Origin of the sequence: Streptomyces sp. NPDC046925 (assembly GCF_040644915.1) — a bacterium.
Taxonomy (GTDB): domain Bacteria; phylum Actinomycetota; class Actinomycetes; order Streptomycetales; family Streptomycetaceae; genus Streptomyces.
In genome coordinates this window covers 23,651-43,373 of sequence record NZ_JBEYWZ010000004.1, presented here as the reverse complement: position 1 = coordinate 43,373, position 19,723 = coordinate 23,651, and the positions used below count along the sequence as shown (strand labels likewise).

Here is a 19,723-nt window from a genome sequence, read left to right as displayed (position 1 = left end):
GCGTGCGCGATGCCCTGTCGCAATGACCACCGCACTTCCCGGGGCCGGGGACCCACTCCGTGAGCCCGCAGACATGAGCGCCGCGCACCTCTCTCAGGCCACGCCAAGCCCGTCGAGCGCCTTGCACCCGTCAAGCCCGTCGGGCCCGTTGAGCCCGTCGGGCCCGTTGAGCCCGTTGAGCCCGTTGGTCCCCAGCGAACCGCCGCCCCGCATCTGCCCGGACGCAGCACCACGGCCCGAAGCAGCCCCCCGCCTTTCAGGGAGAGCCCGATGACCGCCCCGCCCGCCACCGACGCCGACCTCGCCGGCCGCCTTCTGGCCGATCAGTTCCCGCAGTGGGCCGGCCTTCCCCTCACCCCGGTCGTGCCGGGCGGCTCGGACCACGCCCTGTTCCGGCTGGGCGAGGAATTGCAGGTGCGGCTGCCGCGCGGGGACTGGGCAGCGGGCCAGGCGGAGAAGGACCAGCGGTGGCTGCCCAGGATCGCCGAACACCTGCCCCTGCCGATCCCCTCACCGGTCGCCGTCGGGGAACCCGCCTTCGGCTACCCCTGGCGGTGGTCGGTCACCCGCTGGCTGCCCGGAAATGCCGCCCGTCACGACAGCCTGGCGGATTCGGTGGGAACGGCGGTGGAGATGGCCGGGTTCCTCTCCGCCCTCCAGCATCTGCCGCCACCGTCAGAGCTGCTCCCCGGCCCGCACCCCGATCTGGAGTCCGAGGGCCTGCGGGCCAGGGACGCCTCGACCCGCGCCGCCATCAGGTCCGTTGACGGGGTGTTCGACCGGCAGGCGCTCACCGCGGCGTGGGACGCGGCGATGGAGGCGCCCGACTGGGACCGCGACCCCATCTGGTTCCACGGCGATCTCCATGTCGGCAACCTGCTGACCGTCGAGGGGCGTCTCAGCGCCGTCATCGACTTCGGGGGCCTCGGGGTGGGCGACCCGTCCTGCGACCTGGTGATCGCCTACACCCTGCTGGGCGAGAAGACCCGCCCGGCCTTCCGCGAGGCCCTGGCCATCGACGAGGCGACCTGGATCCGGGGCCGCGGCTGGGCCCTGGCCACGGGGCTGAACGCCTACACCGCCTACGCCCACGTCAACCCCCATGTGGCCAAGGCGACCACGTACCAGATCACACAGGCGCTGGCGTGACGACCGGCCCCTCCCGCCGCTTCGGGCCGGGCGGAGTCTTCACCGACCGCACCTCTCATTCCACGACACCGGGACGGAACATGGACACGACTCGTACCCACCGGCTCGGCCGCAGCAAGGTGAAGGTCACCGAACTGGGCTTCGGCGGCGGGCCGCTCGGCGGCCTGTTCGCGCCGCTGGACGACGCCACCGCCGCGCAGGCCCTGGACACGGCCTGGGCGGGCGGGATCCGCTACTACGACACCTCACCGCACTACGGCATCGGCCACTCCGAGCGCCGTATCGGGCAGTTGCTGCGCGAGAAACCCCGGACGGAGTTCACGCTCTCGACCAAGGTCGGCCGGCTGCTGGTCCCGCAGGATCCCGCCGGCCGGATGGACGAGAGCTTCGCCGTGCCGGCCACCCACCGCCGGGTGTGGGACTTCAGCCGCGACGGCATCCGGCGCAGCGTCGAGGACTCCCTGACGCGCATGGGCACCGACCGCATCGACGTGCTCTATCTGCACGACGCCGAGCAGCACTTCGAGGACGCGCTGCACAGCGGCTTCCCGGCCCTGGCCGAACTCCGTGCCGAGGGCGTGGTCGGCGCGATCGGCGCGGGCATGTACCACCCCGGCAAACTGACCCGCCTTGTCCAGGAGGCCGACCCGGACGTGGTCATGCTGTCCGGGCGCTACACCCTGATGGACTCCAGCGCGCTCGACTCGCTGCTGCCCGCCTGCACCGAACGCGGCGTGTCCGTAGTGGCCGCTTCCGTCTTCAACTCCGGCCTGCTGGCCACCGACCGGCCCGACGCGGGCGCGTTCTACGACTACGCTCCGGCCGCGCCGGAACTGCTGGAACGGGCGAACCGGATCGCGGACGTATGCCAGGCGCACGGCGTGACGCTCCCCCAGGCGGCCATGGCGTACCCGCTGCACCACCCCGCCGTCGCCGGAGTCGTGGTCGGCATGCGCACGGCGGAAGAAGTACGACGCAACCTCACCGCGTTCGACGCGCACATCCCGGCACAACTCTGGTCCGACCTGCACGCCCAGAACCTCCTGGACGAACGCGCCCCGACCGGCACGCCGTCGTGACACCGGTGCCGTTACCCCGGATCCGCGTCGCCGCCTACGTGATCCGGCACCGTGCCGCCCCCGAGGTCCTGGTGTTCGACCACGTCGGCATGCCGGACGCCGGTACCCAGATCCCGGCCGGAGGGGTCAGGCCGGGCGAAGGACCGCAGGACGCGGTGCTGCGTGAAGTCGCCGAGGAGACCGGGCTGCTGACAGCTGCCGTGGTCCGGCCGATCGCCGTCGAGGACAAGCCTCATCCCGACACGGGACAGCCGCGCCGCACCACGTTCTTCCTGCTGCAAGTAGCGGCTGACACCCCCGATGCCTGGGTGCACCACGTCCGCGGCGACGGAGCCGACGCGGGCCTGGCCTTCGCGTGCCGGTTCGTCCCGCTGCCCCTCGACCGACCGCTGGCCGACGCTCAGGACGCCTGGCTGGGCGACGTCGATCCGGGGTTCGCCACGACGACCGGAGAGGCCCCCTAGCGGCCTCGTCCGGAGGTCACATCTGCCGGGATCCGGCGGTGGATGTCCTCCAGCAGGTTCCGGATGGCCCTGCGGAACAGTTCGTCCTGGTGGCCGTCGAGGAATGCGGTGTGCCCGAACACCTCCAGGGTCACGAGGCCGTGCAGATGGCCCCACGCGCTCAGGAAGAGGGCCGTCGCGGGCGGCGGCAGACGGCCCATCCCGAAGTGCGGCAGCTGTTCCAGGTACGCGCGGAGCGAGGAGGACAACACGGGGCCCTCGGCCGCGGCGAGTTGGGCCGTGCTGAACCCGGCGAACAGCTCGCGCTCGAAGATCGCGCTCATCCGGCGCGACGCCCGGGTGGTCGGCCCCTCGGCGGGTGCCGCGTAGTCCCGCAACGGCGTTCCGTACAGGAGCTGGAAGCGCTCGGGATGGGCGATGGCCCACCCGCGGTACCCCTCGGCCGCCACCACCAGGCGCGGCAGGTTCGCCTCGTCCGCCGCCCCGTCCACGGCGGCCTGCACCGCGTCGGCCAGGTCGTCGTACGCCTTGGTGACGAGCGCCGTGACGAGGGCGTCGCGGCTGGGGAAGTAGTGGTAGAGCGCCTGCACGGTCATCTGGAGGTCGCGGGCGACTGCGCGCAGGGACAGGGCCACGGGCCCGTGTTCGGTGATCTGGCGCTCGGCGGCGTCCAGGATCTCCTGCGTGGCGGCGGTCCGGCGGCGCTCGCGCAGGGAGGGCGGGGTCATCGCATGTTCCTCTGCTTCCTGTGCGGGGTGTGAAGAGAACGGGGTGTGAAGAAAATCTAACACTGCCAAATTTCGTACCGCCTCACTAGCGTCGTCCTCGGCGACGAAGAGTGCCCCTCGGTGGTCAACTCCGGCTGTTGCGCGTCGCTTTCACCGCATGGACACCAAAGGAGAGCGTGCGTGTTTGAACGCATAGCCGAACTGGCCATCCGTCGATCCCGGCTGATACTCGTCGTCGCCGTCGTGGCGCTGGCCCTCATGGGCGCCCTGGGCGCCGGCGCGTTCGGCAAGTTGCTGGGAGGCGGCTACGACGACCCGGCCTCCCAGTCAGCCCGGGCCGGAGAGGTCATCGACAAGAAGTTCGGCGGGGAGACCAACCTGGTCCTGCTGGTGCGCGCCTCACGAGGCGACATCGATGACCCGGCCGCCCGGCAGAGCGGCCGGGCCCTGGCGGCCGACCTCAAGAAGGAGAAGAACCTGGAGAACGTGGTCTCGTACTGGGACACGGCCAGCCCCGATCTCCGCTCCAAGGACGGCCGCCACGCCATGGTGCTCGCCCACGTGCAGGGCGACGACCTGGAGCGGGACGAGAACACGAAGAGCGTCATCGACGCCTACACCGGCACCTACGAGGACACGCTGACCGTCCGGTCCGGCGGCGGGGCCGCCGTGACCAGCGAGATGGGCACGCAGTCGGGCAAGGACCTCGTCCTGGCCGAGGCCATCGCCGTGCCGCTGACCCTCATCCTGCTCCTGCTCGTCTTCGGCAGCCTGGTCGCCGCCCTGCTGCCGCTGGCCATCGGACTCTTCGCCATCGCGGGCACCTTCGCGGAGCTCTTCCTCCTGGGCAGCGTCACCGATGTCTCCGTCTTCGCCGTCAATCTGACCACCGCTCTGGGACTCGGTCTCGGCATCGACTACGCCCTGCTCATGGTCAGCCGCTTCAGGGAGCAACTCGCGGCCGGGGCAAGCGTGGAGGACGCCGTGCGCCGGACGGTGAGCACCGCGGGCCGCACGGTCGCGTTCTCCGCGGCGACGGTCGCGGCGGCGCTCTCGGCCCTCCTGGTGTTCCCGCAGTACTTCCTGCGCTCGTTCGGCTATGCCGGGGTCGGCGTCGTCGCCGTCGCGGCCGTCAGCACCCTGTTCGTCATGCCGGCCCTGCTCGTCGTCCTGGGGCGCCGGGTCAACAGCGGGCGTCTGCCGTGGGCCGGGCGTGGCCGCGCCACCTCCCGGCCGCCCTTCTGGGGACGCCTGGCCGGAACGGTCATGCGGCGCCCCGCGCTCACCGCGCTGCCCGTGCTCGCGGTCCTGCTCCTGGCGGCGAGCCCGCTCCTCGGCATCACCTTCGGCACCCCGGACGACCGCGTGCTGCCCGAGGACGCCCAGAGCCGCCAGGTCTCATCGGTCCTGCGGGAGAAGTTCGACGGCAACGACGACGCGGCCCTCCACGTCGTCATCGACCAGCCCCTGGGCAAGGCCCCGCTCCGGGCCTACGCGGCCGACCTGTCCGGGCTCGGAGGAGTCGTCCGCGTCGAGACCAGCGCGGGCACCTACACCGGCGGACGCTCGACGGCGGCCGACCCCGGCAACAAGGCCCTCGGCCGCCCCGACGCGCAGCAGCTCAGCGTGGTGAGCACGCTGTCCCCGAAGTCGGACGCCGCCCAGAGCCTGGTCAAGAAGGTCAGGGAGCTCGCCCCGCCCGCCGGAACCCACCCCCTGGTGGGCGGCGTGGACGCCGAGCTGGTCGACTCCAAGGACTCCATCGGAAGCCGGCTGCCCCTCGCCGTGGCCCTGGTCGCCCTGACCACCTTCCTCCTGCTGTTCCTGTTCACCGGCAGCATCGTGCAGCCGCTGCGCGCACTGCTCCTCAACATGATCAGCCTGGGAGCGACCCTCGGCGTCATGACCTGGATCTTCCAGGACGGCAACCTCTCCTCGCTGCTCGGCTTCACGGCACAGCCCATGGAGGTGTCCATGACCGTGCTGATGTTCTGCATCGCCTTCGGCCTCTCGATGGACTACGAGGTCTTCGTCACCAGCCGCATCAAGGAACTCCACGACCTGGGCGAGGACAACGAATCCGCCGTCACCAACGGCCTCGGCCACACCGGGCGCATCGTCACCGCGGCGGCCTGCCTGCTGGCGGTGAGCTTCTTCGCCTTCGGCACGGCCGAGCTCAGCTTCATGCAGATGTTCGGCCTGGGCAGCGGCCTCGCCATCCTCATCGACGCCGTCGCCGTCCGCGGCATCCTCGTACCCGCCGCGATGCGTCTGCTCGGCCGCTCGGCCTGGTACGCGCCCGGCTTCCTGCGCAGGTTCCACGGGCGCTTCGGCCTCAGCGAGGGCGCGCCCGCACCTGAGCCCGCGCCCGCGGGGGCTCAGGAGCTCGTGACGGAGTCACGCAACTGACCCCGCGTACCCGGAGAACCACGCCGTGCCCGCCTCCCCCCGCACCGGAGGCGGGCACGGCCCGTGCGACTGCGTCATACGGTGATCGTCGTGCGGCGTCCGTCATCCGCAGTTCATGAGCGTCACGCCGGGTCGATGCGGTAGACACTGCCGCCGATGTCGAGCACGTACAGCTCACCCTTGCCGCCCTGCACGAACGAGATGACCTCGCCGCCGTTGACTCCGAGGTCGCCGGCGCCGGTCACCTTGCCGTCCTTCATCTGCAGGGCGCGGATGGTGCCGTCGCAGTAGTCGCTGAAGACGTACTGGCCCCTGAGGTCCGGGATCGCCTTGCCCCGGTAGACGTATCCGCCGGTCACCGAGCAGCCAAGCCCGGTGCGGTCGTACTCGTACACCGGAGGGACGTGGTTCGCGGGCTCGGTGCCGTCCCGGAAGGGATGGTTGCCCTCCATCTGGGACCAGCCGTAGTTCTCGCCGCCCTTGCTGCTGGCCGGGGCCCGGTCGATCTCCTCCCAGGCGCTCTGGCCGACATCACCGATGAACAGGTCGCCGGTGCCCGCGTCGAAGGAGAACCGCCACGGGTTGCGCAGTCCGTAGGCCCAGATCTCGTCCTTCGCCTTCGGGTCGCCCACGAAGGGGTTGTCCGACGGGATCGCGTACGGCTTGGCGCCGCGCGGGTCGATCCGCAGGAGCTTTCCGAGCAGCGTGTCGAGGTTCTGCCCGTTGCCGTGCGGGTCGCCGCCCGAGCCGCCGTCGCCGAGGGCGATGTAGAGGTAGCCGTCGGGGCCGAACTTGATGTCGCCGCCGTTGTGGTTCGCGTAGGGCTGCGTCTGGGTGAGGACCGTACGCCGGGTCTCCGGACGGATCTTGCCCTTGCTCACGGCGAACTCGTCGATGGTGCTGGTGCCTTCGAGGTTCGTGAACGAGATGTAGAAGTGCGCGAACTTCTTGTCGAACGCGATGCCCAGGAGGCCGCGTTCACCGTCGGTGGTGGTCTCCTTGGATATGTCGAGGACGGGCTCGCTGAGCCCCTGACTGTTCAACACCCTTACGGTGCCTGCGCGTTCGGCTATCCAAACCGTGCCGCCGGGGCCCGCGGCGCCGGCGGAGGGGTGCGCGGCCGTCGTCACTTTCGTGAGCGCGACCTTCGGGGCCTTGCGCGAGGCGGCGGACTCGTCGGCGGACGCGGTGGTCAGGGCGAGGGAGGCGACGAGGCACAGGGTGCCGATGATCGCCGAGCTTCTGGTGCGAACGTTCACCGTGATCCTCCTGGAGGCGGCGAAGGGGGAGGTCACCCGGCTGCTGGGGGCAGAGGTAAAGGGGTGCGGCCCGCGCCAGCACGCAACCTGGGTGGGGGGATGGTGTGCTACTGGCCACGGATGAGGATACGGGGACAGGGGTGGCTGGTATAGACCAAGACACCCTTCTGTCCGAAACGCTGCCGCCTAGAGCGTCACGGCGACGGCGGCGGAGATCTCCGCCGCCGCCCGTCCTCTACTTGTTCGGGTCCCGGAAGCGGCCGAACGCCTTCGTGAAGGCGCTCAGCGGCGAGCCGTCCGCCTTGGCCGCCCCCGCCGACTGCGACCGGGGCACGCCGTCGCCGCCGCTCACCTCGGCCAGCGCGGCCTGCGCCGCCTCGGCCGCCTGCTGGTACAGGTCGCGGGACTTGGTCATGGCCTCCAGCGCCTCCGCGTACTTGGTGACCATGCCCTGCGCGTGGGTCAGCTCCTCGTCCGCGGTGAGCAGGTGCCAGCCCTGGCGCAACTGCGTCAGGGCCCGCTCGGCCTCGGCCTGCAGCGGCCGGGGCAGCACCGCGAACTCCTTAATCCTGTCGAGGAGTTCGGTCGGCTCCGAGCCGTCGAGGAAGACACTGCGCACGGTGAAACGTTCCGCGTCATAGCCCGAAGGCTGCGGCGCCGGGGGCAGCACGACGGCGCCGCCGCGCGGCATTCGCACGCTCAGCTCACGCTTCATCGCGAAATCGGCGATCTGCGCCTGCTCCGGCGTGGCCCGGTGCTCGATCACCCGGTGCCGCAGGCCCGGCGGCAGAAACGCCGTGACCGGCTGCAACCCCTTCACGTCCGGCGTCATCGCCTCGTGCACCACGACATGGATGAACCAGCTCTGCCGGGTGCAGTCCCGCAGCAGGTGGCGCAGCTCGTCGTCGTCCTTGGGCAAGTAGTTCACCGTGCGCAGCCGGACGTCGGCCGCCGTGTCGTGGTCCCAGGGAACCCGGTCGCTGTCGGGCCAGAACATCAGGGCGGGCGAGGGCCAGCGCGCGTCCCACACCTGCTCCGCCTCGGCGGCGAGCACCCAGGTGACGCCTTCGCCTTCCTTACGACGGGCTCCGGCGTCGTACAGGGTCAGCTGTGCGCGCACCGTGACGTCGTCGGCCACGCGCCAGCGCGCCTCGAAGAGGCGGCGGGCCGACGGGCCGGGGTCGGCGGACTCGTCCCGCGGGTGCAGGACGGTGGAGCGGGCCGCCTCGAGGGGGTTGAGGTCCAGGAAGTCGTCGAGCACCCCGGCCGCCTTGAGGGCGATCAGGTTGCGCCGGACATCTTGCTCGGGCTCGGGCCCGAGGTGGCGCCCGCGCCCCAGCCACGCGGTGTCGGGGACGGTGGTCGTTGAGGTGTTTTTCTTTGACATGGAGTCGTTCTGTGAGTGGTCGGGGCCCGACCAGTATGGACCGTGGACCTGGCAAAGGGAGGAGTACCCCGCCCTCGTTCAACGACGCTGCCGGACGGACGGTACGTAGAGATACCAAGCTCCTTCGATCCAGTCATCACAGGGCAAACGGGGGCGCCCGGACCGATGAGTCTTCGTGCGCCACGATGTCTGAAGGGGGCAGGGACACCCACGTCCCCCGTCAGGAAGGTGGTACGCGATGAGGTTGGTACTGCAGCAGTTTCTGTCGCTGGACGGCGTCTACCAGGGGCCGGGGGCGCCGGACGAGGACACCAGTGACGGCTTCGAGCGGGGCGGCTGGTTCGTGCCGCACTTGGACGAGGCTTTCGAGCGGCTCGCCGGCACCTGGCTCGGCCAGGCGGACGCTCTTCTGTTCGGCCGTCGTACGTATCTGAATTTCGCGCGGGACTGGCCGAAGATGACCGATCACCCGTTTGCCCGCGCCATGAACGGCCTGCCGAAATATGTGGCCTCCCGCAGCCTGGCCACGGCCGACTGGGACCCGACCACGATCCTGTCCCGCGACATCCCCGCGCAGATCGCCGAGCTGAAGGAGCAGCCAGGGCGCGAGCTGCAGATCCACGGCAGCGGCAAGCTGGCTCAGTCCCTGCTGGCCGCGGGCCTGATCGACGAGCTGCGGCTCGCGATCGCCCCCGTGATCGTGGGCGAGGGCCGCCGCCTGCTCCCGGACGGCGGCGCGCCCGCCGGGCTGCGGCTCCTGAGCAACGAGACGACGCCGGGCGGCCTGGCGATCCACGTCTACGAATCGACGGGGCTTCCGCGGTACGGGACGTACGGAGGCGGCGCGTAGGCGAGCCGACCGGCCGGCAGGACCGGCCCGGGGATCAGCCGCCCCGCTTCAGGCGTACGACGACGGGGGCGCCGAAGGGGTCACCGGACTGGTTGACCTGGACGTGCCCGGCGCCGAGCCACTGGTCGGTGCCGGGCACCCGGTGGATCTCCTCCAGCCACAGCGACTGGTTCGATGCCTTGCGGGCGCCGGTCGACACGGGCAGGCGGTGGCGTTTGATCTTCACGCACTTGCCGTCGTCGGTCAGGTACCAGTTGCCGTCGAGGAACAGCCCCTTGTCGTCCTGGCCCACCGGGGTCCGCAGCGCGCAGCCGCCGGGCGCCTCCTTCTGCTCGGCCCACTTCGAGCCGTCCCAGCGCAGCCGGAGGAACTCGTCGTCGGGTTCGGGCTCGACCTCGCCGTGGTTGAAGGAATTGGTGCCGTAGGCGCGCACCTCACCGTCATCGAGCGCGAAGACCTGGCCGAGGCCGGCGTCGGGCTCGGGCGGCAGCGGCTCCTCGAAGCGGGCCTGCGGTGTGTCCACCGCCTTCCAGGACCTGCCGTCCCAGTGCATCGATGCGGGCTGGCCGTACGTCTCGCCGCCGCCCTTCATCTCGGTGCCCGGCCCGGTCGAGCGGCTGCCGACCGCCCAGACGTCGTCCGGTCCCACCACGGCGAGGTCGGCGGGTTCGTACGGCAGCCGGGTAGCGGTCCAGCGGGTGCCGTCCCAGTGCTGGGCGGTCATCTCGCCGGTGAGGGCCCAGACGTCGTCCGCGCTCGCCGCCTCGAAGTCCCCCGGATTGCCCGGCGGGGGGTTCGGCACGGCGGACCAGCGGGTGCCGTCCCACGTGGCCCAGCGGTTCACGGCGGCGGGGTCCTGCGAACCCTGCGGCCGCAGCCACAGCTCGTCGTCGCCGATCTCTTCGAGCTTGGGCGGGTAGGCGGTGGGCCCCAGGGCTTCGGGAAGGGGCTCGCGCTTCCACTCCGTACCGTCGTAGTGCAGCAGGCGGGCGGTGGACTTGCCGTTGTTCTCGGTGCCGACCGCCCAGATGTCGTCCCCGGCGAGCACGGCGACATCGGTGAGCTCTCCGCTGAAGTCCGCGATGTGCTCGAACTCCCACGTCAGGGCGGTCGCGGAGCTCTTGGGCCGGTCGTCCTCGGCGGCGGAGTCCCCGGACTCCGTGCCGCATCCCGCAGCCGTGAACGCGGTGGCCAGCACGGCGGCGGCCGCCACTCCCCTGTGCCTGATTCCCGTAGCCCTGCGGATGATCGCTCCCCCTTGTTGCTCATCGGCGAGCGGGCAGCTTATCGGGTCGGTCGGCGGCGGCCATCGGCTCGCCGGTCATGCCCATCCGGTGGAGCAGGACCCCGACCACCACGTCGATGAAGAACAGGACCCGGTTCTCCGGTTCGCAGCCCACTCGGACAGGCTCGGGCGGCTCTGATGGCCCTGATGGCTCAGGGGGCTCCGACAGCTCAGACGGCGAGGGAGATCTCGGTCGACTTGATCAGGGCGACGACGGAGGAGCCAGAGGCCAGCCGCAGGTCGGCGACGGCGTCCTTGGTGATGGCGGCGGTCAGTTCGCCGCCCCGGACGGAGACCTTCACGGCAGCCATGGCACCGCCGGTGGCGACGTCGGTGATGGTGCCGGGGATCTGGTTGCGGATGGACAGGCCGTCGACCGGTCCCGTCGCCAGGGAGACCTCGGTGGACTTCACGAGGGCCCTGACCGCGGACCCCTCGGCGAGACCGAGCTCCTTGACGGCCTCCAGGGTGATCGCGGCGGTGACGTACTGACCGCCGTCGAGACGGACCTTGACGGTTGCCATCACCTCGCCGGGGGTGACAGAGGTGACGGTTCCGGCGATCTGGTTGCGGATGCTCAGACTCATGAAGAAACGCCTCACTGGTGAGTTCGGTGCTGCTGTGCCGGTGATGCTCCGTCAGGCTGCGGGCCTGTGGCGATTCACACGTTAATGCCCCGAAACGGGCCCGCAATGGAAGGCGTGGCATCCGCCACCCCATCGGCCCGGTGCGCCTGGCAGATCCGATGTCCCCGAAAGCAAGCCGCCGAAGGCCGCGAGCCGTTCGGGAACATCGCTCTCCGGGCGCCCCGGCAAGGCGCGCACCGGCCGCACCGCCTAGCCTTGCGCGCATGCAGCGTTACACAATCGGGCAGGCGGCTCGTCTGCTGGGCGTGAGTCCGGATACCGCGCGACGGTGGGCCGATGCCGGGCGAGTGAACACCCATCGTGACGAGGGCGGACGCCGACTTGTCGACGGGCGGGATCTGGCCGCCTTCTCGGTCGAGCTCGCCAAGAGCGGCAGTGAGGACGAAGACGCCTCCTACACCTCGGTCCGCAACGCCTTTCCGGGCATCGTGACCGCCGTCAAGCTCGGCGACGTCGCGGCCCAGGTGGAGATCCAGGCCGGTCCGCACCGGCTGGTCTCACTGCTGACCAGGGAGGCCGTCGAGGAGTTGGGCCTGGAGGTCGGCATGGAGGCCACCGCCCGCGTGAAGTCGACCAACGTGCACATCGATCGGACCTGACGCACCGGCCACGAACAACCGAGCAGACGTGCGCACGCGAGCGGAGGGTGACACCGGCCGCCCGCGTGCGTGGCGTGCTGCCCAAGTCCTCGGGCCTCGCCTAGAAACACTGCATGTGCCACTACTGCGGTTGCCGAGAGATCCCTCTGATCAAGGAGTTCATCGCCGAGCACGAGCGGGTCACCGACGCCGCGGGCGATGCGGTGCGCGCCCTGGAGCGCGGTGACACGGAGCGCGCCCGGGCGCTCGTGGACGTCATGGCCCGCGAGCTGGAATCGCATTGGCGCGGCGAGGAGAACGGCCTGTTCCATGTGATGCGCAAGGATCCCGAGTACGAGGATTACATCGCGAGCCTGGAGCTCGAACACCGGGAGCTCGCGGCCCTGTTGCCCGCCCTGGACCTGGCCGATCCCGCCGATGTGCGCACCCTCGTGGAAGCCGTCGAGGAACTGCACCGGCACATCGCCAAGGAGGAGGACGGCCTGTTTCCCGCCTCGCTGACGGCACTCGACGGCGAGGAGTGGAATCTGTCGATGGCGGCCTGGCGCGAGGCACACCCGTCCTGAGCATGCGGTCCGGGCTCCGGTATTTAGTAGCCATGGATATAGTAGCCATGTACTCTATCCGTCATGAGCAAGGCTTCTTCGGGCCCCACGCCCGGCTTCCTGGTATGGCGGCTCGCCAACAAGTGGCGCGTCGCGGTCGATCGCGCGCTGACCCCCCTGGGTCTCACGCACGCGCAGTACTCGCTGGTCGCGTCGCTGTACGGCATGCGGCGCACCGGCGAACGGCCAAGTCAGCGCCAACTCGCCGACCACACCGGCCTGGAGGCGCTGTATGTCTCGAAGCTGGCGCGCGCCCTGGAGTCGAGCGGCCTGATCGAGCGCACCCGCGATCCGCGGGACCCGCGCGCCGTGCAACTCGCGCTCACCGAGCAGGGCGAGGCCATCACGCGGCAGGCCATCGAGGTCGTCCAGGAACTGCTGCAGCAGCTCCTGGAACCCCTCGGCGGCCTCGACACCCCGCGCACGCGCGCGTTCACCGACGAGCTGACGGCCCTGCTCGACACACCTCTGGCTCCATCCGTACCGATGACTCCATCCGTACCGAACGACGAGAGAACCTAGGGGACCTCACCATGACCACCACCGCATCAACCAGCGCCACATCGACCGCTGCCGCGCCCGCCGCCAACGCCCGCGACCTGGCCCTGGCCCACTACGCCGCCCGCGGCGTCCTGGAGCACGTCCTGGCCCGGCACGGCGTCACGTTCCAGGAGCAGGTCACGCTGCGCGCCGCCCTCACCTCCGACACCCCGCTCACACCGGAAGATCTCCTCGCTCAGATCCTGGGGTCCCTCAAGGCCGACCCGTCCGACATCCGCGCCACGCTCGACGCGTTGCTGGCCAAGGAGCTGCTCGTCGCCGACGGTGCGCACCTTCGCCCCACCGAGGCCGGCCGCGAGCTGTTCGCCGCCATCGGTGCGGAGGTCGGCCCCGTCTCCGCGCGCATCTGGGGCGGGATCCCCGCCGAGGACCTGGCCGCCGCCGGCCGTGTCCTCGCCCTGGTCACCGAGCGCGCCGACGCGGAACTCGCGGCACTGACCGCCTGACCGCCTGACCGGCCCGGGGGCTCCGGCACATCGGGCCGCACGGGGCCCGGGTTGGTCTCTTTTCGTGGACCGGTGGCGCGTCCCGGCCGCCCTGCCGCGGTGAGGTCATCGGCCCGGATACCTTCCGCGCCCATGGACACCCTCATCTTCGGCGGCCTCCTGGCCACCTTGTACGCGCTGCACCGCCAGCGCTCACGTGCCGCGCTGCTCGGCGGCTGGTGGATCGTGCTGGTCCTGACGATCATCCTCCTCGCCCATCACATCACCAGCGGCCTGGGGCTGGGGCTGAGCTACTGATGAGCGCCCTGAGGGCCCCGCTGCCGGGCACCGAGCGTCTGCACGTCCTGGGCAAGGTCCAGTACTGGTTCGCCTGCTTCTTCGCCGTCGGCTGGACCGGCGTGGTCTGCGGCGGGCTCGGCGTGCAGTTCCTCTCCTGGGACTATCCCTGCCCGTTGTGCATGGTGCAACGCATGTTCATGCTGCTCGCCGCGCTGGGCGCCGCGTACATCGTGCGCCGTGGCATGACCGGCACGATCACGGGCCGCGACTACATGATGGGCTGGGGGCTCGCTCTGGTCGCGGTGATGTGCGGGGCCTTCGCGTCCTGGCGGCAGACGATGCTGCACATCCTGCCGGGCGACAAGGGCTACGGGGCGCCGGTGCTCGGCCTGCACCTGTATGTATGGGCCTGGATCCTGTTCATGGCCTCGGTGGTGGCGATCGGCATCGTGCTGGCCTTCGCCCACTCCACGGCCGACACCACGCTGCCGACATCGGGCGTGTACTGGGCGGCGGGCCCGGTCGTGCTCGGCTTCCTCGCCCTGGTGATCGCGGTGAACCTGGTCGCGGTCTTCCTCCTGGAGGGCTTCCACTGGTTCCTGCCCGACGACCCCGACCGCTACCGCTTCTTCTACGACGTCGGCATCCTGAACTGATCCCCTCCCCCGGGCCCACCGGCTTCACCGGCGACAACCGGCTTCGCTGGTAGCAGATACAGCCCTCCGGCCGGCGGCCGCAGCCCTAGCGTGGCCGCATGGATTCAGCGATCACGGGCACAGCCGCCGGTGTGCCGTTCACCGCGCTGCCGCCGAGCGGCGGCGGGCCCGCGCCGCTGCTGGTCACCTGGCACATGCTGGACGCGCCGAGGTCGGACGCCGCGTTCGCCGCCGCGCTTCCGATGAACGGCCTGCCCGTATGGCGGGTGCACCTCGGGATGCCGATGTGCGGGGCGCGGATGGTCGACGGCAGCATGGACGCCGGTCTGGAGCTGGTCCGCGAGGACGTCCTGATGTCCTATCTGGAGCCGTTCGTGCGGCAGGCGACGGAGGAGTTCCCGGCCGCGCTGGCGTCGCTCCGTGCCCAACTGCCCCTCGACGAAGGCCCGATCGGCGTCCTGGGCGGTTCGCTGGGCGGGGCAGTCGCGCTGCGGGTCCTCGCCGATACCGGCATTCCCGTGTTCGCCGGTGCGGTGGTCAACGCCGCCATCCGGATGCGGTCCGTCGTCGACTTGTTCCCGGGCGACTATCCGTACGACCCGGCATCCGAACAGGCCGTGGACGGTCTGGATTTCGTCGCCAGGGCGGATGCCATCGCCGCTCGCGCTCCGCTGCTGGTCGTGAGCGGCGAGCTGGATCATCCGGGGCTGCGTGCCGACGCGTCGGACCTGGTCGAGGCGCTCGGCAAGCGATCCGAACTGCTGTCGATCCCCGGCCTCGCGCATCCGCTCGCCGAAGAACCCGGCATCGAGCCCGCGCCGCAACTGCCTGTGGCCCGCGAGGTGGAGGCCGGTCTCGTCGGGTGGTTCCGTCGCCACCTTGCCGGTGCACGGCAGGTGCAGCCGTCGAAGTGAAGTCGGCCGGTGGATCATTTACCGGCCCCTCGGCGAGGGGCAGACTCCCCCGGCTGTTCGGGTGGGGTACGACTGCGGCGCCCCACCGCCCCGCAAGGAGTCGGGTGAGGCGCCGCGGTCAGGCCGTCAGCCTAGAAGTCCATGTCGCCGCCGGGCTTCCGGCCGGGCTCGGGGCGCCGGCTCTCCTCGACCCTGTCGACCTCGTTCTGCTCGTCCTGCCGACGGGGCTGCTGCTTGCTGCGCTCCTGCTCGCGGCGGGCGCGGGCCTTGTCCTGCGGGGACTGACGGTTACCCATGGTGCTTCCTTACTTTCAGTGCACGCACCTTTGCGTGCAGTAACGAATCCAGTGCAACCCCGTCCCGGATAGCTGGCCGATGCATGTAACTCTGCGTGCCGCGATGCGGCGACGAGACCGCCTCGGCACGCCTAAGCACCGCTGATCGCGGCACCCGCCTGGAACGTCTTGCGGTACATCTGCGGCGACACCCCGATGGCCGCGTGCAGGTGCTGGCGCAGTGATGTCCCGGTGGCGAAGCCGACCTCCGCCGCGATCCGGTCCACCGGCAGGTCACTCGCCTCCAGGAGATGCCGGGCCCGGTGCACGCGCTGCTGGATCAGCCACCGGCCGGGGCTCGTGCCCGTCTCCTCCTGGAAGCGGCGCGCGAAGGTGCGCGGGCTCATCCGGGCATGCGCGGCCAACTCCCGCAGGGCGAGCGGCCGGTCGAGGTGCTCCAGGGCCCAGGCCCGGGTGGCGGCGGTGCCGGTGACACCCTCGTCCGGGACGGGCTGCTCGATGTACTGGGCCTGGCCGCCCTCCCGCCACGGCGGGACGACGCAGTGCCGGGCGACCCGGTTGGCGACCGCGCTGCCGTGATCGGAGCGCACGACGTGCAGGCATACGTCGACCCCGGACGCGGCGCCCGCCGAGGTGAGCACGTCGCCGTCGTCGACGAAGAGCACATCGGGATCCAGGTCGAGGTGGGGGAACATCCGCCGGAAATGATCCGCCAGGGCCCAGTGCGTCGTCGCGGGCCGCCCGTCGAGCAGACCGGCCGCGGCGAGCGTGAAAGCACCCGTGCAGATGGACACGATCCGCGTGCCGGGCCTGATCCGGGCGAGGGCGTCGCGCACCGGCTCCGGCAGTTCGGCGGTGATGCGCTGCATGTCGTAGGGCGGCACGATCACCGTGTCCGCGCTGTCCAGGGCCTCGGGGCCGTGCCCGACGGTGACGGTGAAGTCGGCGTTGGTGGCCACCGTGCGATCCTCCGTCACCGCGCAGGTCACCACCTCGTACGCGCCGGGAACCATCGTGAAGACCCGGTTCGGGATGCCCAGCTCGAAGGGGTAGACGCCGTCGAGCGCGAGGACGACCACCCGGTGCGGGCGGTCGGGGAGGAAGTCCATCGAAGCCATGGCACGATCCTATCGCTTAATGGCAATCTTGCCATTGCCGAGGTCAGGCCGTTGCCGCAGGCTGAGTCCATGACCACGAACGCCACACCCCAGACCGCAGACGCAGAGCCCACCATGAAGGCGATCACCCAGGACGTCCTGGGTGACCCCGACGTACTCAAGGAGGTCGAGGTCGCACGCCCCAAGCCCGGCGTCGGCCAGATCCTCGTCGCCGTGCACGCGGCGGGCATCAACCCGACCGACTGGAAGCACCGCAGGTTCGGCGCCTTCCTGGGACAGCCGCCCTTCACGCTCGGGTGGGACGTGTCGGGCGTCGTCGAGGCGGTCGGCATCGGCGTATCGCTGTTCGAGCCGGGCGACGAGGTGTTCGGCATGCTGCCCTACCCCTACGGCGCCGGCTCGCACGCCGAGTACGTGACCGGCCCCACCCGCGCCTTCGTGCCCAGGCCCGCCGGGCTGAGCCACGTCGAGGCGGGCGCGCTGCCGCTGGTCGCGCTGACCGCCTGGCAGGCGCTGGTCGACAACGCCCGGGTGGAGGCGGGACAGCGGGTGCTGGTGCACGCGGCGGCGGGCGGAGTGGGCCATGTCGCGGTGCAGATCGCCAAGGCGCGCGGCGCGTACGTCATCGGCACGGCCTCCGCCGCCAAGCACGACTTCGTGCGCGGCCTGGGCGCGAACGAGGTCATCGACTACCGCAGCGCCGACTTCGTCAAGGAGGCCCGCGACATCGACGTGGTCCTCGACCCGCTGGGCGGCGACGACCGGCTGCGTTCCCTGGAGGTGCTGAAGCCGGGCGGCATCCTGGTGTCGATCCTGCCGGGCAACTTCGGCGAAGTAGCCGCGCGTGCCGACGAGTTGGGAGTACGGGCCACGGACATGCTGGTGGAGCACGACCAGGCGGGCATGGCGGCGATCGCGGCGCTCGTCGAGTCGGGCAAGCTGCGGGTCCACGTCTCGGACACGTACCCGCTCGCCGACGCGGCCAAGGCCCACGCGGAGGGCGAAACGGGCCGCGTCACGGGCAAGCTGGTCCTCGAGATCCGCCCGTAGCCGGCCCTCGACAGGGCCCCTGGCCGAAGACCACCCTTCTGTTGCCCGCGCCGCCTCAACTCCGGTCACGAAGAGAGCCGTTCCCCGTATCCGGCACCTCGCAGCCGGGACATCATGCAGCCATGAGTCCGGAGACCAAGCGGAGAGCGGCCTGGGCAGCAGGAGCGGTGGGCGGCGCCCTCTTCGTCGCCGGGTTGATCTGGGGGCCCTGGTTCCTCGAAGGCCACCACATCCGCGACAAGAACGGCAACCTCGTCTCCTCGGCCGGCATCATCATCACCGGGCTCCGCACCGCCCTGCTCGCCATCGCCGCCGGCGCCATCGGTGGCCTGGGCCTTTGGTACACCCACAAGAACCACGAACTCAGCCGGGAAGAACAAGTCACCGGCCGCTACGTGGAAGGCATCAAACTCCTCGGCTCCGAGAACCTCCACGAACGCCTCGGAGGCATCTACAGCCTCGAACGCATCATGAAGGACAGCGAAAAGGACCAGGCAACCATCGTCGAAGTCCTTGCAGCGTTCATCCGTACCCCTGCGTCGGACCAGGACGCGAAGACACCCGCGCCGGACGCCGGACCGGAGAGCGAAGACGACGAGCCGGCCGTCCTGGCCATTGACGTCCTGGCCGCTCTGACCGTCCTCGGCCGCCGCCCGGACCCCTATGGAACGCCGATCGCCGACCTCAGACGCATTGACTGGCGGAACACCGATCTGGAACACGCCAACCTCCAACACGTGGACCTCACGGGGGCCGACCTCCGAGGCGCGGACCTCAGAAGAGCCGACTTGCGAGGAACGGTCCTGGCGGGGGCACGCCTCACGGGAGCGGACTTCGGGGAGGCACACCTCATGGAGGTAGACCTGCGAGGCGTGAATCTCAGGGAGGTGAAGCTCAGAGGGGTGAATCTGGGAGGAGCGAACCTCAGGGAGATGCGTCTGGGCATGGTGGACCTCACCGGCGCCCAGCTCAAGAAGACGGACCTCAGAGGAGCGGATCTGCGAGCCGCCCACCTCAGGGAGTCCAACTTCTCGGGGGCGCTTCTCATGAGAGCGAACCTCACGGCTCTGGACCTTACGGACTCGGTCCTCAGCGCCGCTGACTTCCGGGGCGCCAATCTCGGACTGGCGCACCTCGTGAGGGCGGATCTCAGGAACGCGGACCTCAGCAGGGCAGAGGGGCTGTCGGTCGAGCAGCTTCTCCACTCACGGCTCTACGACAACACGAAACTCCCCAAAGAACTCAAGGCGGACCGCCGCATCAAAGACCACATCAAGAAGTGCGTGGAGGAAGCGAAATGGAGGGCTGACATCGACACCCCCAACCGCTGAGAAGCTGATCAATAAGTGGCTCGGGAGAGGCCGCCGCTCCAGGGAGGTGCGAAGTCGGCTGCGGTGAGGGTGATGCCGGTCAGGACGCGCACGGCGAGGACGAGGCAGCCGTCAAGTTCTTCGGTGGCGGCTTCGCCGGTGGGTTCGCAGGCATCGGAGGAGTCGAAACCGGCCGCCGTGAGCAACCTGACCACGGGGTGGGCGGTGTCCACGTTGCCAGAGGGGCCCTCGAAGTAGCCGCCGGACAGGTCGAGGCAGCCCAGGACGGCGCCGTCGTGGGCGATGGTGGCCGTCCTCGTGTCGGGGTCGCGGTAGGCGCTGATGGCGGTGCGGCCGTCCACGGTGAGAGCACGCAGGACATCGTGTTCGCAGCCGTTCCAGCTGTCGAATTCGATGGTGAGGGCCCAGTCGCCGGGCATGTCGCGGCCGAAGACGAAGGCGCCGTCGCCCCGGCGGAATTCCGCGGTGTGGTCCAGGTCGCCCGGGCAGGGGACGGGGTCGGCGACGCCCATGCGCTGGAGTGTTTCGGTGAGCGGGTAGGGGGCGAGGGTTACGCACCAGCCTTCGCCGAACATCTCGTCCAAGTCCATGGTGGGGAGCCTTCTCGTCGG

Annotated in this window: 23 protein-coding genes; 14 read left to right on the top strand and 9 right to left on the bottom strand. The window is 70.4% G+C overall.

The features are described from left to right. The first annotated feature begins 270 nt into the window (after positions 1-270). From ABZ906_RS18465 to ABZ906_RS18455, 3 genes are all read left to right on the top strand, one after another. On the top strand, positions 271-1,149 hold the full coding sequence (locus tag ABZ906_RS18465; protein ID WP_361383416.1) for an aminoglycoside phosphotransferase family protein: 879 nt from the start codon (positions 271-273) through the stop codon (positions 1,147-1,149). Between the two features lie 80 nt (positions 1,150-1,229). Continuing rightward, positions 1,230-2,228, top strand: coding sequence for an aldo/keto reductase (locus ABZ906_RS18460; RefSeq protein WP_361383413.1), 999 nt, complete (start codon positions 1,230-1,232; stop codon positions 2,226-2,228). After that, on the top strand, positions 2,225-2,692 hold the full coding sequence (locus tag ABZ906_RS18455; RefSeq protein WP_361383410.1) for an NUDIX domain-containing protein: 468 nt from the start codon (positions 2,225-2,227) through the stop codon (positions 2,690-2,692). The genes ABZ906_RS18460 and ABZ906_RS18455 overlap by 4 nt, the downstream gene beginning before the upstream one ends. Here the strand turns inward: ABZ906_RS18455 and ABZ906_RS18450 are convergent. Beyond that, entirely contained in the window at positions 2,689-3,420 is a 732-nt protein-coding gene (locus tag ABZ906_RS18450; RefSeq protein ID WP_361383407.1) for a TetR/AcrR family transcriptional regulator, read from the bottom strand. The two genes, ABZ906_RS18455 and ABZ906_RS18450, sit on opposite strands and share 4 nt — an antisense overlap. A gap of 180 nt (positions 3,421-3,600) precedes the next feature. Here ABZ906_RS18450 and ABZ906_RS18445 point away from each other — a divergent pair, with 180 nt between their 5' ends. Next, a complete protein-coding gene (locus tag ABZ906_RS18445; RefSeq protein ID WP_361383404.1) occupies positions 3,601-5,829 on the top strand; it encodes an MMPL family transporter in 2,229 nt (742 codons plus the stop codon). Positions 5,830-5,951: 122 nt separating this feature from the next. Here ABZ906_RS18445 and ABZ906_RS18440 read toward each other — a convergent pair whose 3' ends face one another. Then, positions 5,952-7,088 (bottom strand): PQQ-dependent sugar dehydrogenase, encoded by a 1,137-nt coding sequence (locus ABZ906_RS18440; RefSeq protein WP_361383401.1) that lies wholly within the window; start codon positions 7,086-7,088, stop codon positions 5,952-5,954. A 235-nt stretch (positions 7,089-7,323) separates the two neighbouring features. After that, positions 7,324-8,475, bottom strand: a complete 1,152-nt coding sequence (locus ABZ906_RS18435; protein ID WP_361383398.1) for a hypothetical protein — start codon at positions 8,473-8,475, stop codon at positions 7,324-7,326. Between the two features lie 238 nt (positions 8,476-8,713). Between ABZ906_RS18435 and ABZ906_RS18430 the strand changes: the two genes are divergently transcribed. Further along, a complete protein-coding gene (locus ABZ906_RS18430) occupies positions 8,714-9,325 on the top strand; it encodes a dihydrofolate reductase family protein (protein ID WP_361383395.1) in 612 nt (203 codons plus the stop codon). 34 nt (positions 9,326-9,359) lie between these two features. Here ABZ906_RS18430 and ABZ906_RS18425 read toward each other — a convergent pair whose 3' ends face one another. Genes ABZ906_RS18425 through ABZ906_RS18415 form a run of 3 tightly spaced genes read right to left on the bottom strand, consistent with a single transcriptional unit; the run spans position 9,360 to position 11,197 of the window. Beyond that, the gene (locus tag ABZ906_RS18425) at positions 9,360-10,538 is read right to left on the bottom strand and encodes a hypothetical protein (protein WP_361383392.1); all 1,179 of its coding nucleotides are present in this window, start codon (positions 10,536-10,538) and stop codon (positions 9,360-9,362) included. A gap of 52 nt (positions 10,539-10,590) precedes the next feature. Continuing rightward, positions 10,591-10,725: a hypothetical protein gene (locus ABZ906_RS18420; RefSeq protein WP_361383389.1), complete on the bottom strand. Its 135-nt coding sequence runs from the start codon at positions 10,723-10,725 to the stop codon at positions 10,591-10,593. Positions 10,726-10,780: 55 nt separating this feature from the next. Beyond that, on the bottom strand, positions 10,781-11,197 hold the full coding sequence (locus ABZ906_RS18415; RefSeq protein WP_361383386.1) for a TOBE domain-containing protein: 417 nt from the start codon (positions 11,195-11,197) through the stop codon (positions 10,781-10,783). 263 nt (positions 11,198-11,460) lie between these two features. Here ABZ906_RS18415 and ABZ906_RS18410 point away from each other — a divergent pair, with 263 nt between their 5' ends. The 7 genes from ABZ906_RS18410 to ABZ906_RS18380 all read left to right on the top strand — a co-directional run bounded on the left by ABZ906_RS18410 (position 11,461) and on the right by ABZ906_RS18380 (position 15,317). After that, the gene (locus tag ABZ906_RS18410; RefSeq protein WP_361187917.1) at positions 11,461-11,856 is read left to right on the top strand and encodes a helix-turn-helix transcriptional regulator; all 396 of its coding nucleotides are present in this window, start codon (positions 11,461-11,463) and stop codon (positions 11,854-11,856) included. A gap of 113 nt (positions 11,857-11,969) precedes the next feature. After that, the gene (locus tag ABZ906_RS18405; protein ID WP_361383384.1) at positions 11,970-12,422 is read left to right on the top strand and encodes a hemerythrin domain-containing protein; all 453 of its coding nucleotides are present in this window, start codon (positions 11,970-11,972) and stop codon (positions 12,420-12,422) included. Positions 12,423-12,485: 63 nt separating this feature from the next. Next, on the top strand, positions 12,486-12,983 hold the full coding sequence (locus ABZ906_RS18400; RefSeq protein ID WP_361383381.1) for a MarR family transcriptional regulator: 498 nt from the start codon (positions 12,486-12,488) through the stop codon (positions 12,981-12,983). Positions 12,984-12,994: 11 nt separating this feature from the next. Beyond that, complete coding sequence (locus ABZ906_RS18395; RefSeq protein WP_361383378.1) at positions 12,995-13,468, top strand: MarR family transcriptional regulator; 474 nt, start codon at positions 12,995-12,997, stop codon at positions 13,466-13,468. A gap of 132 nt (positions 13,469-13,600) precedes the next feature. After that, on the top strand, positions 13,601-13,765 hold the full coding sequence (locus ABZ906_RS18390; protein ID WP_361383375.1) for a DUF5993 family protein: 165 nt from the start codon (positions 13,601-13,603) through the stop codon (positions 13,763-13,765). After that, positions 13,765-14,403: a disulfide bond formation protein B gene (locus ABZ906_RS18385; protein WP_361187931.1), complete on the top strand. Its 639-nt coding sequence runs from the start codon at positions 13,765-13,767 to the stop codon at positions 14,401-14,403. Before ABZ906_RS18390 ends, ABZ906_RS18385 begins: the two co-directional genes overlap by 1 nt. A 98-nt stretch (positions 14,404-14,501) precedes the next feature. Further along, positions 14,502-15,317 carry an alpha/beta hydrolase gene (locus tag ABZ906_RS18380; protein WP_361383372.1) on the top strand — a complete coding sequence of 272 codons (816 nt, stop codon included), beginning with the start codon at positions 14,502-14,504 and terminating at the stop codon, positions 15,315-15,317. A 131-nt stretch (positions 15,318-15,448) separates the two neighbouring features. Here the strand turns inward: ABZ906_RS18380 and ABZ906_RS18375 are convergent, their stop codons facing one another. Together ABZ906_RS18375 and ABZ906_RS18370 are read right to left on the bottom strand one after the other, a co-directional pair. Continuing rightward, positions 15,449-15,613 (bottom strand): hypothetical protein, encoded by a 165-nt coding sequence (locus tag ABZ906_RS18375; RefSeq protein ID WP_361187936.1) that lies wholly within the window; start codon positions 15,611-15,613, stop codon positions 15,449-15,451. A gap of 131 nt (positions 15,614-15,744) precedes the next feature. Further along, complete coding sequence (locus ABZ906_RS18370; protein WP_361384814.1) at positions 15,745-16,722, bottom strand: helix-turn-helix domain-containing protein; 978 nt, start codon at positions 16,720-16,722, stop codon at positions 15,745-15,747. Positions 16,723-16,800: 78 nt separating this feature from the next. On the opposite strand from ABZ906_RS18370, the gene ABZ906_RS18365 reads away from it, so the two are divergent. Beyond that, positions 16,801-17,781, top strand: a complete 981-nt coding sequence (locus ABZ906_RS18365) for an NADP-dependent oxidoreductase (RefSeq protein WP_361187938.1) — start codon at positions 16,801-16,803, stop codon at positions 17,779-17,781. A gap of 122 nt (positions 17,782-17,903) precedes the next feature. Continuing rightward, positions 17,904-19,112, top strand: coding sequence for a pentapeptide repeat-containing protein (locus ABZ906_RS18360; RefSeq protein ID WP_361383369.1), 1,209 nt, complete (start codon positions 17,904-17,906; stop codon positions 19,110-19,112). Between the two features lie 8 nt (positions 19,113-19,120). On the opposite strand, the gene ABZ906_RS18355 is transcribed toward ABZ906_RS18360, so the two are convergent. Continuing rightward, positions 19,121-19,702 (bottom strand): DUF6461 domain-containing protein, encoded by a 582-nt coding sequence (locus ABZ906_RS18355; RefSeq protein ID WP_361383366.1) that lies wholly within the window; start codon positions 19,700-19,702, stop codon positions 19,121-19,123. Positions 19,703-19,723 lie beyond the last annotated feature (21 nt).

What these genes read in the sequence shown, in the direction of transcription:
- ABZ906_RS18380 (WP_361383372.1), top strand. Translation starts at nt 14,502, where the DNA reads ATGGATTCAGCGATCACGGGCACAGCCGCCGGTGTGCCGTTCACCGCG.
- ABZ906_RS18360 (WP_361383369.1), top strand. Translation starts at nt 17,904, where the DNA reads ATGAGTCCGGAGACCAAGCGGAGAGCGGCCTGGGCAGCAGGAGCGGTG.
- ABZ906_RS18385 (WP_361187931.1), top strand. Translation starts at nt 13,765, where the DNA reads ATGAGCGCCCTGAGGGCCCCGCTGCCGGGCACCGAGCGTCTGCACGTC.
- ABZ906_RS18410 (WP_361187917.1), top strand. Translation starts at nt 11,461, where the DNA reads ATGCAGCGTTACACAATCGGGCAGGCGGCTCGTCTGCTGGGCGTGAGT.
- ABZ906_RS18400 (WP_361383381.1), top strand. Translation starts at nt 12,486, where the DNA reads ATGAGCAAGGCTTCTTCGGGCCCCACGCCCGGCTTCCTGGTATGGCGG.
- ABZ906_RS18375 (WP_361187936.1), bottom strand. Translation starts at nt 15,613, where the DNA reads ATGGGTAACCGTCAGTCCCCGCAGGACAAGGCCCGCGCCCGCCGCGAG.
- ABZ906_RS18365 (WP_361187938.1), top strand. Translation starts at nt 16,801, where the DNA reads ATGACCACGAACGCCACACCCCAGACCGCAGACGCAGAGCCCACCATG.
- ABZ906_RS18405 (WP_361383384.1), top strand. Translation starts at nt 11,970, where the DNA reads ATGTGCCACTACTGCGGTTGCCGAGAGATCCCTCTGATCAAGGAGTTC.
- ABZ906_RS18465 (WP_361383416.1), top strand. Translation starts at nt 271, where the DNA reads ATGACCGCCCCGCCCGCCACCGACGCCGACCTCGCCGGCCGCCTTCTG.
- ABZ906_RS18460 (WP_361383413.1), top strand. Translation starts at nt 1,230, where the DNA reads ATGGACACGACTCGTACCCACCGGCTCGGCCGCAGCAAGGTGAAGGTC.
- ABZ906_RS18450 (WP_361383407.1), bottom strand. Translation starts at nt 3,420, where the DNA reads ATGACCCCGCCCTCCCTGCGCGAGCGCCGCCGGACCGCCGCCACGCAG.
- ABZ906_RS18370 (WP_361384814.1), bottom strand. Translation starts at nt 16,722, where the DNA reads ATGGACTTCCTCCCCGACCGCCCGCACCGGGTGGTCGTCCTCGCGCTC.
- ABZ906_RS18435 (WP_361383398.1), bottom strand. Translation starts at nt 8,475, where the DNA reads ATGTCAAAGAAAAACACCTCAACGACCACCGTCCCCGACACCGCGTGG.
- ABZ906_RS18390 (WP_361383375.1), top strand. Translation starts at nt 13,601, where the DNA reads ATGGACACCCTCATCTTCGGCGGCCTCCTGGCCACCTTGTACGCGCTG.
- ABZ906_RS18355 (WP_361383366.1), bottom strand. Translation starts at nt 19,702, where the DNA reads ATGGACTTGGACGAGATGTTCGGCGAAGGCTGGTGCGTAACCCTCGCC.
- ABZ906_RS18415 (WP_361383386.1), bottom strand. Translation starts at nt 11,197, where the DNA reads ATGAGTCTGAGCATCCGCAACCAGATCGCCGGAACCGTCACCTCTGTC.
- ABZ906_RS18430 (WP_361383395.1), top strand. Translation starts at nt 8,714, where the DNA reads ATGAGGTTGGTACTGCAGCAGTTTCTGTCGCTGGACGGCGTCTACCAG.
- ABZ906_RS18395 (WP_361383378.1), top strand. Translation starts at nt 12,995, where the DNA reads ATGACCACCACCGCATCAACCAGCGCCACATCGACCGCTGCCGCGCCC.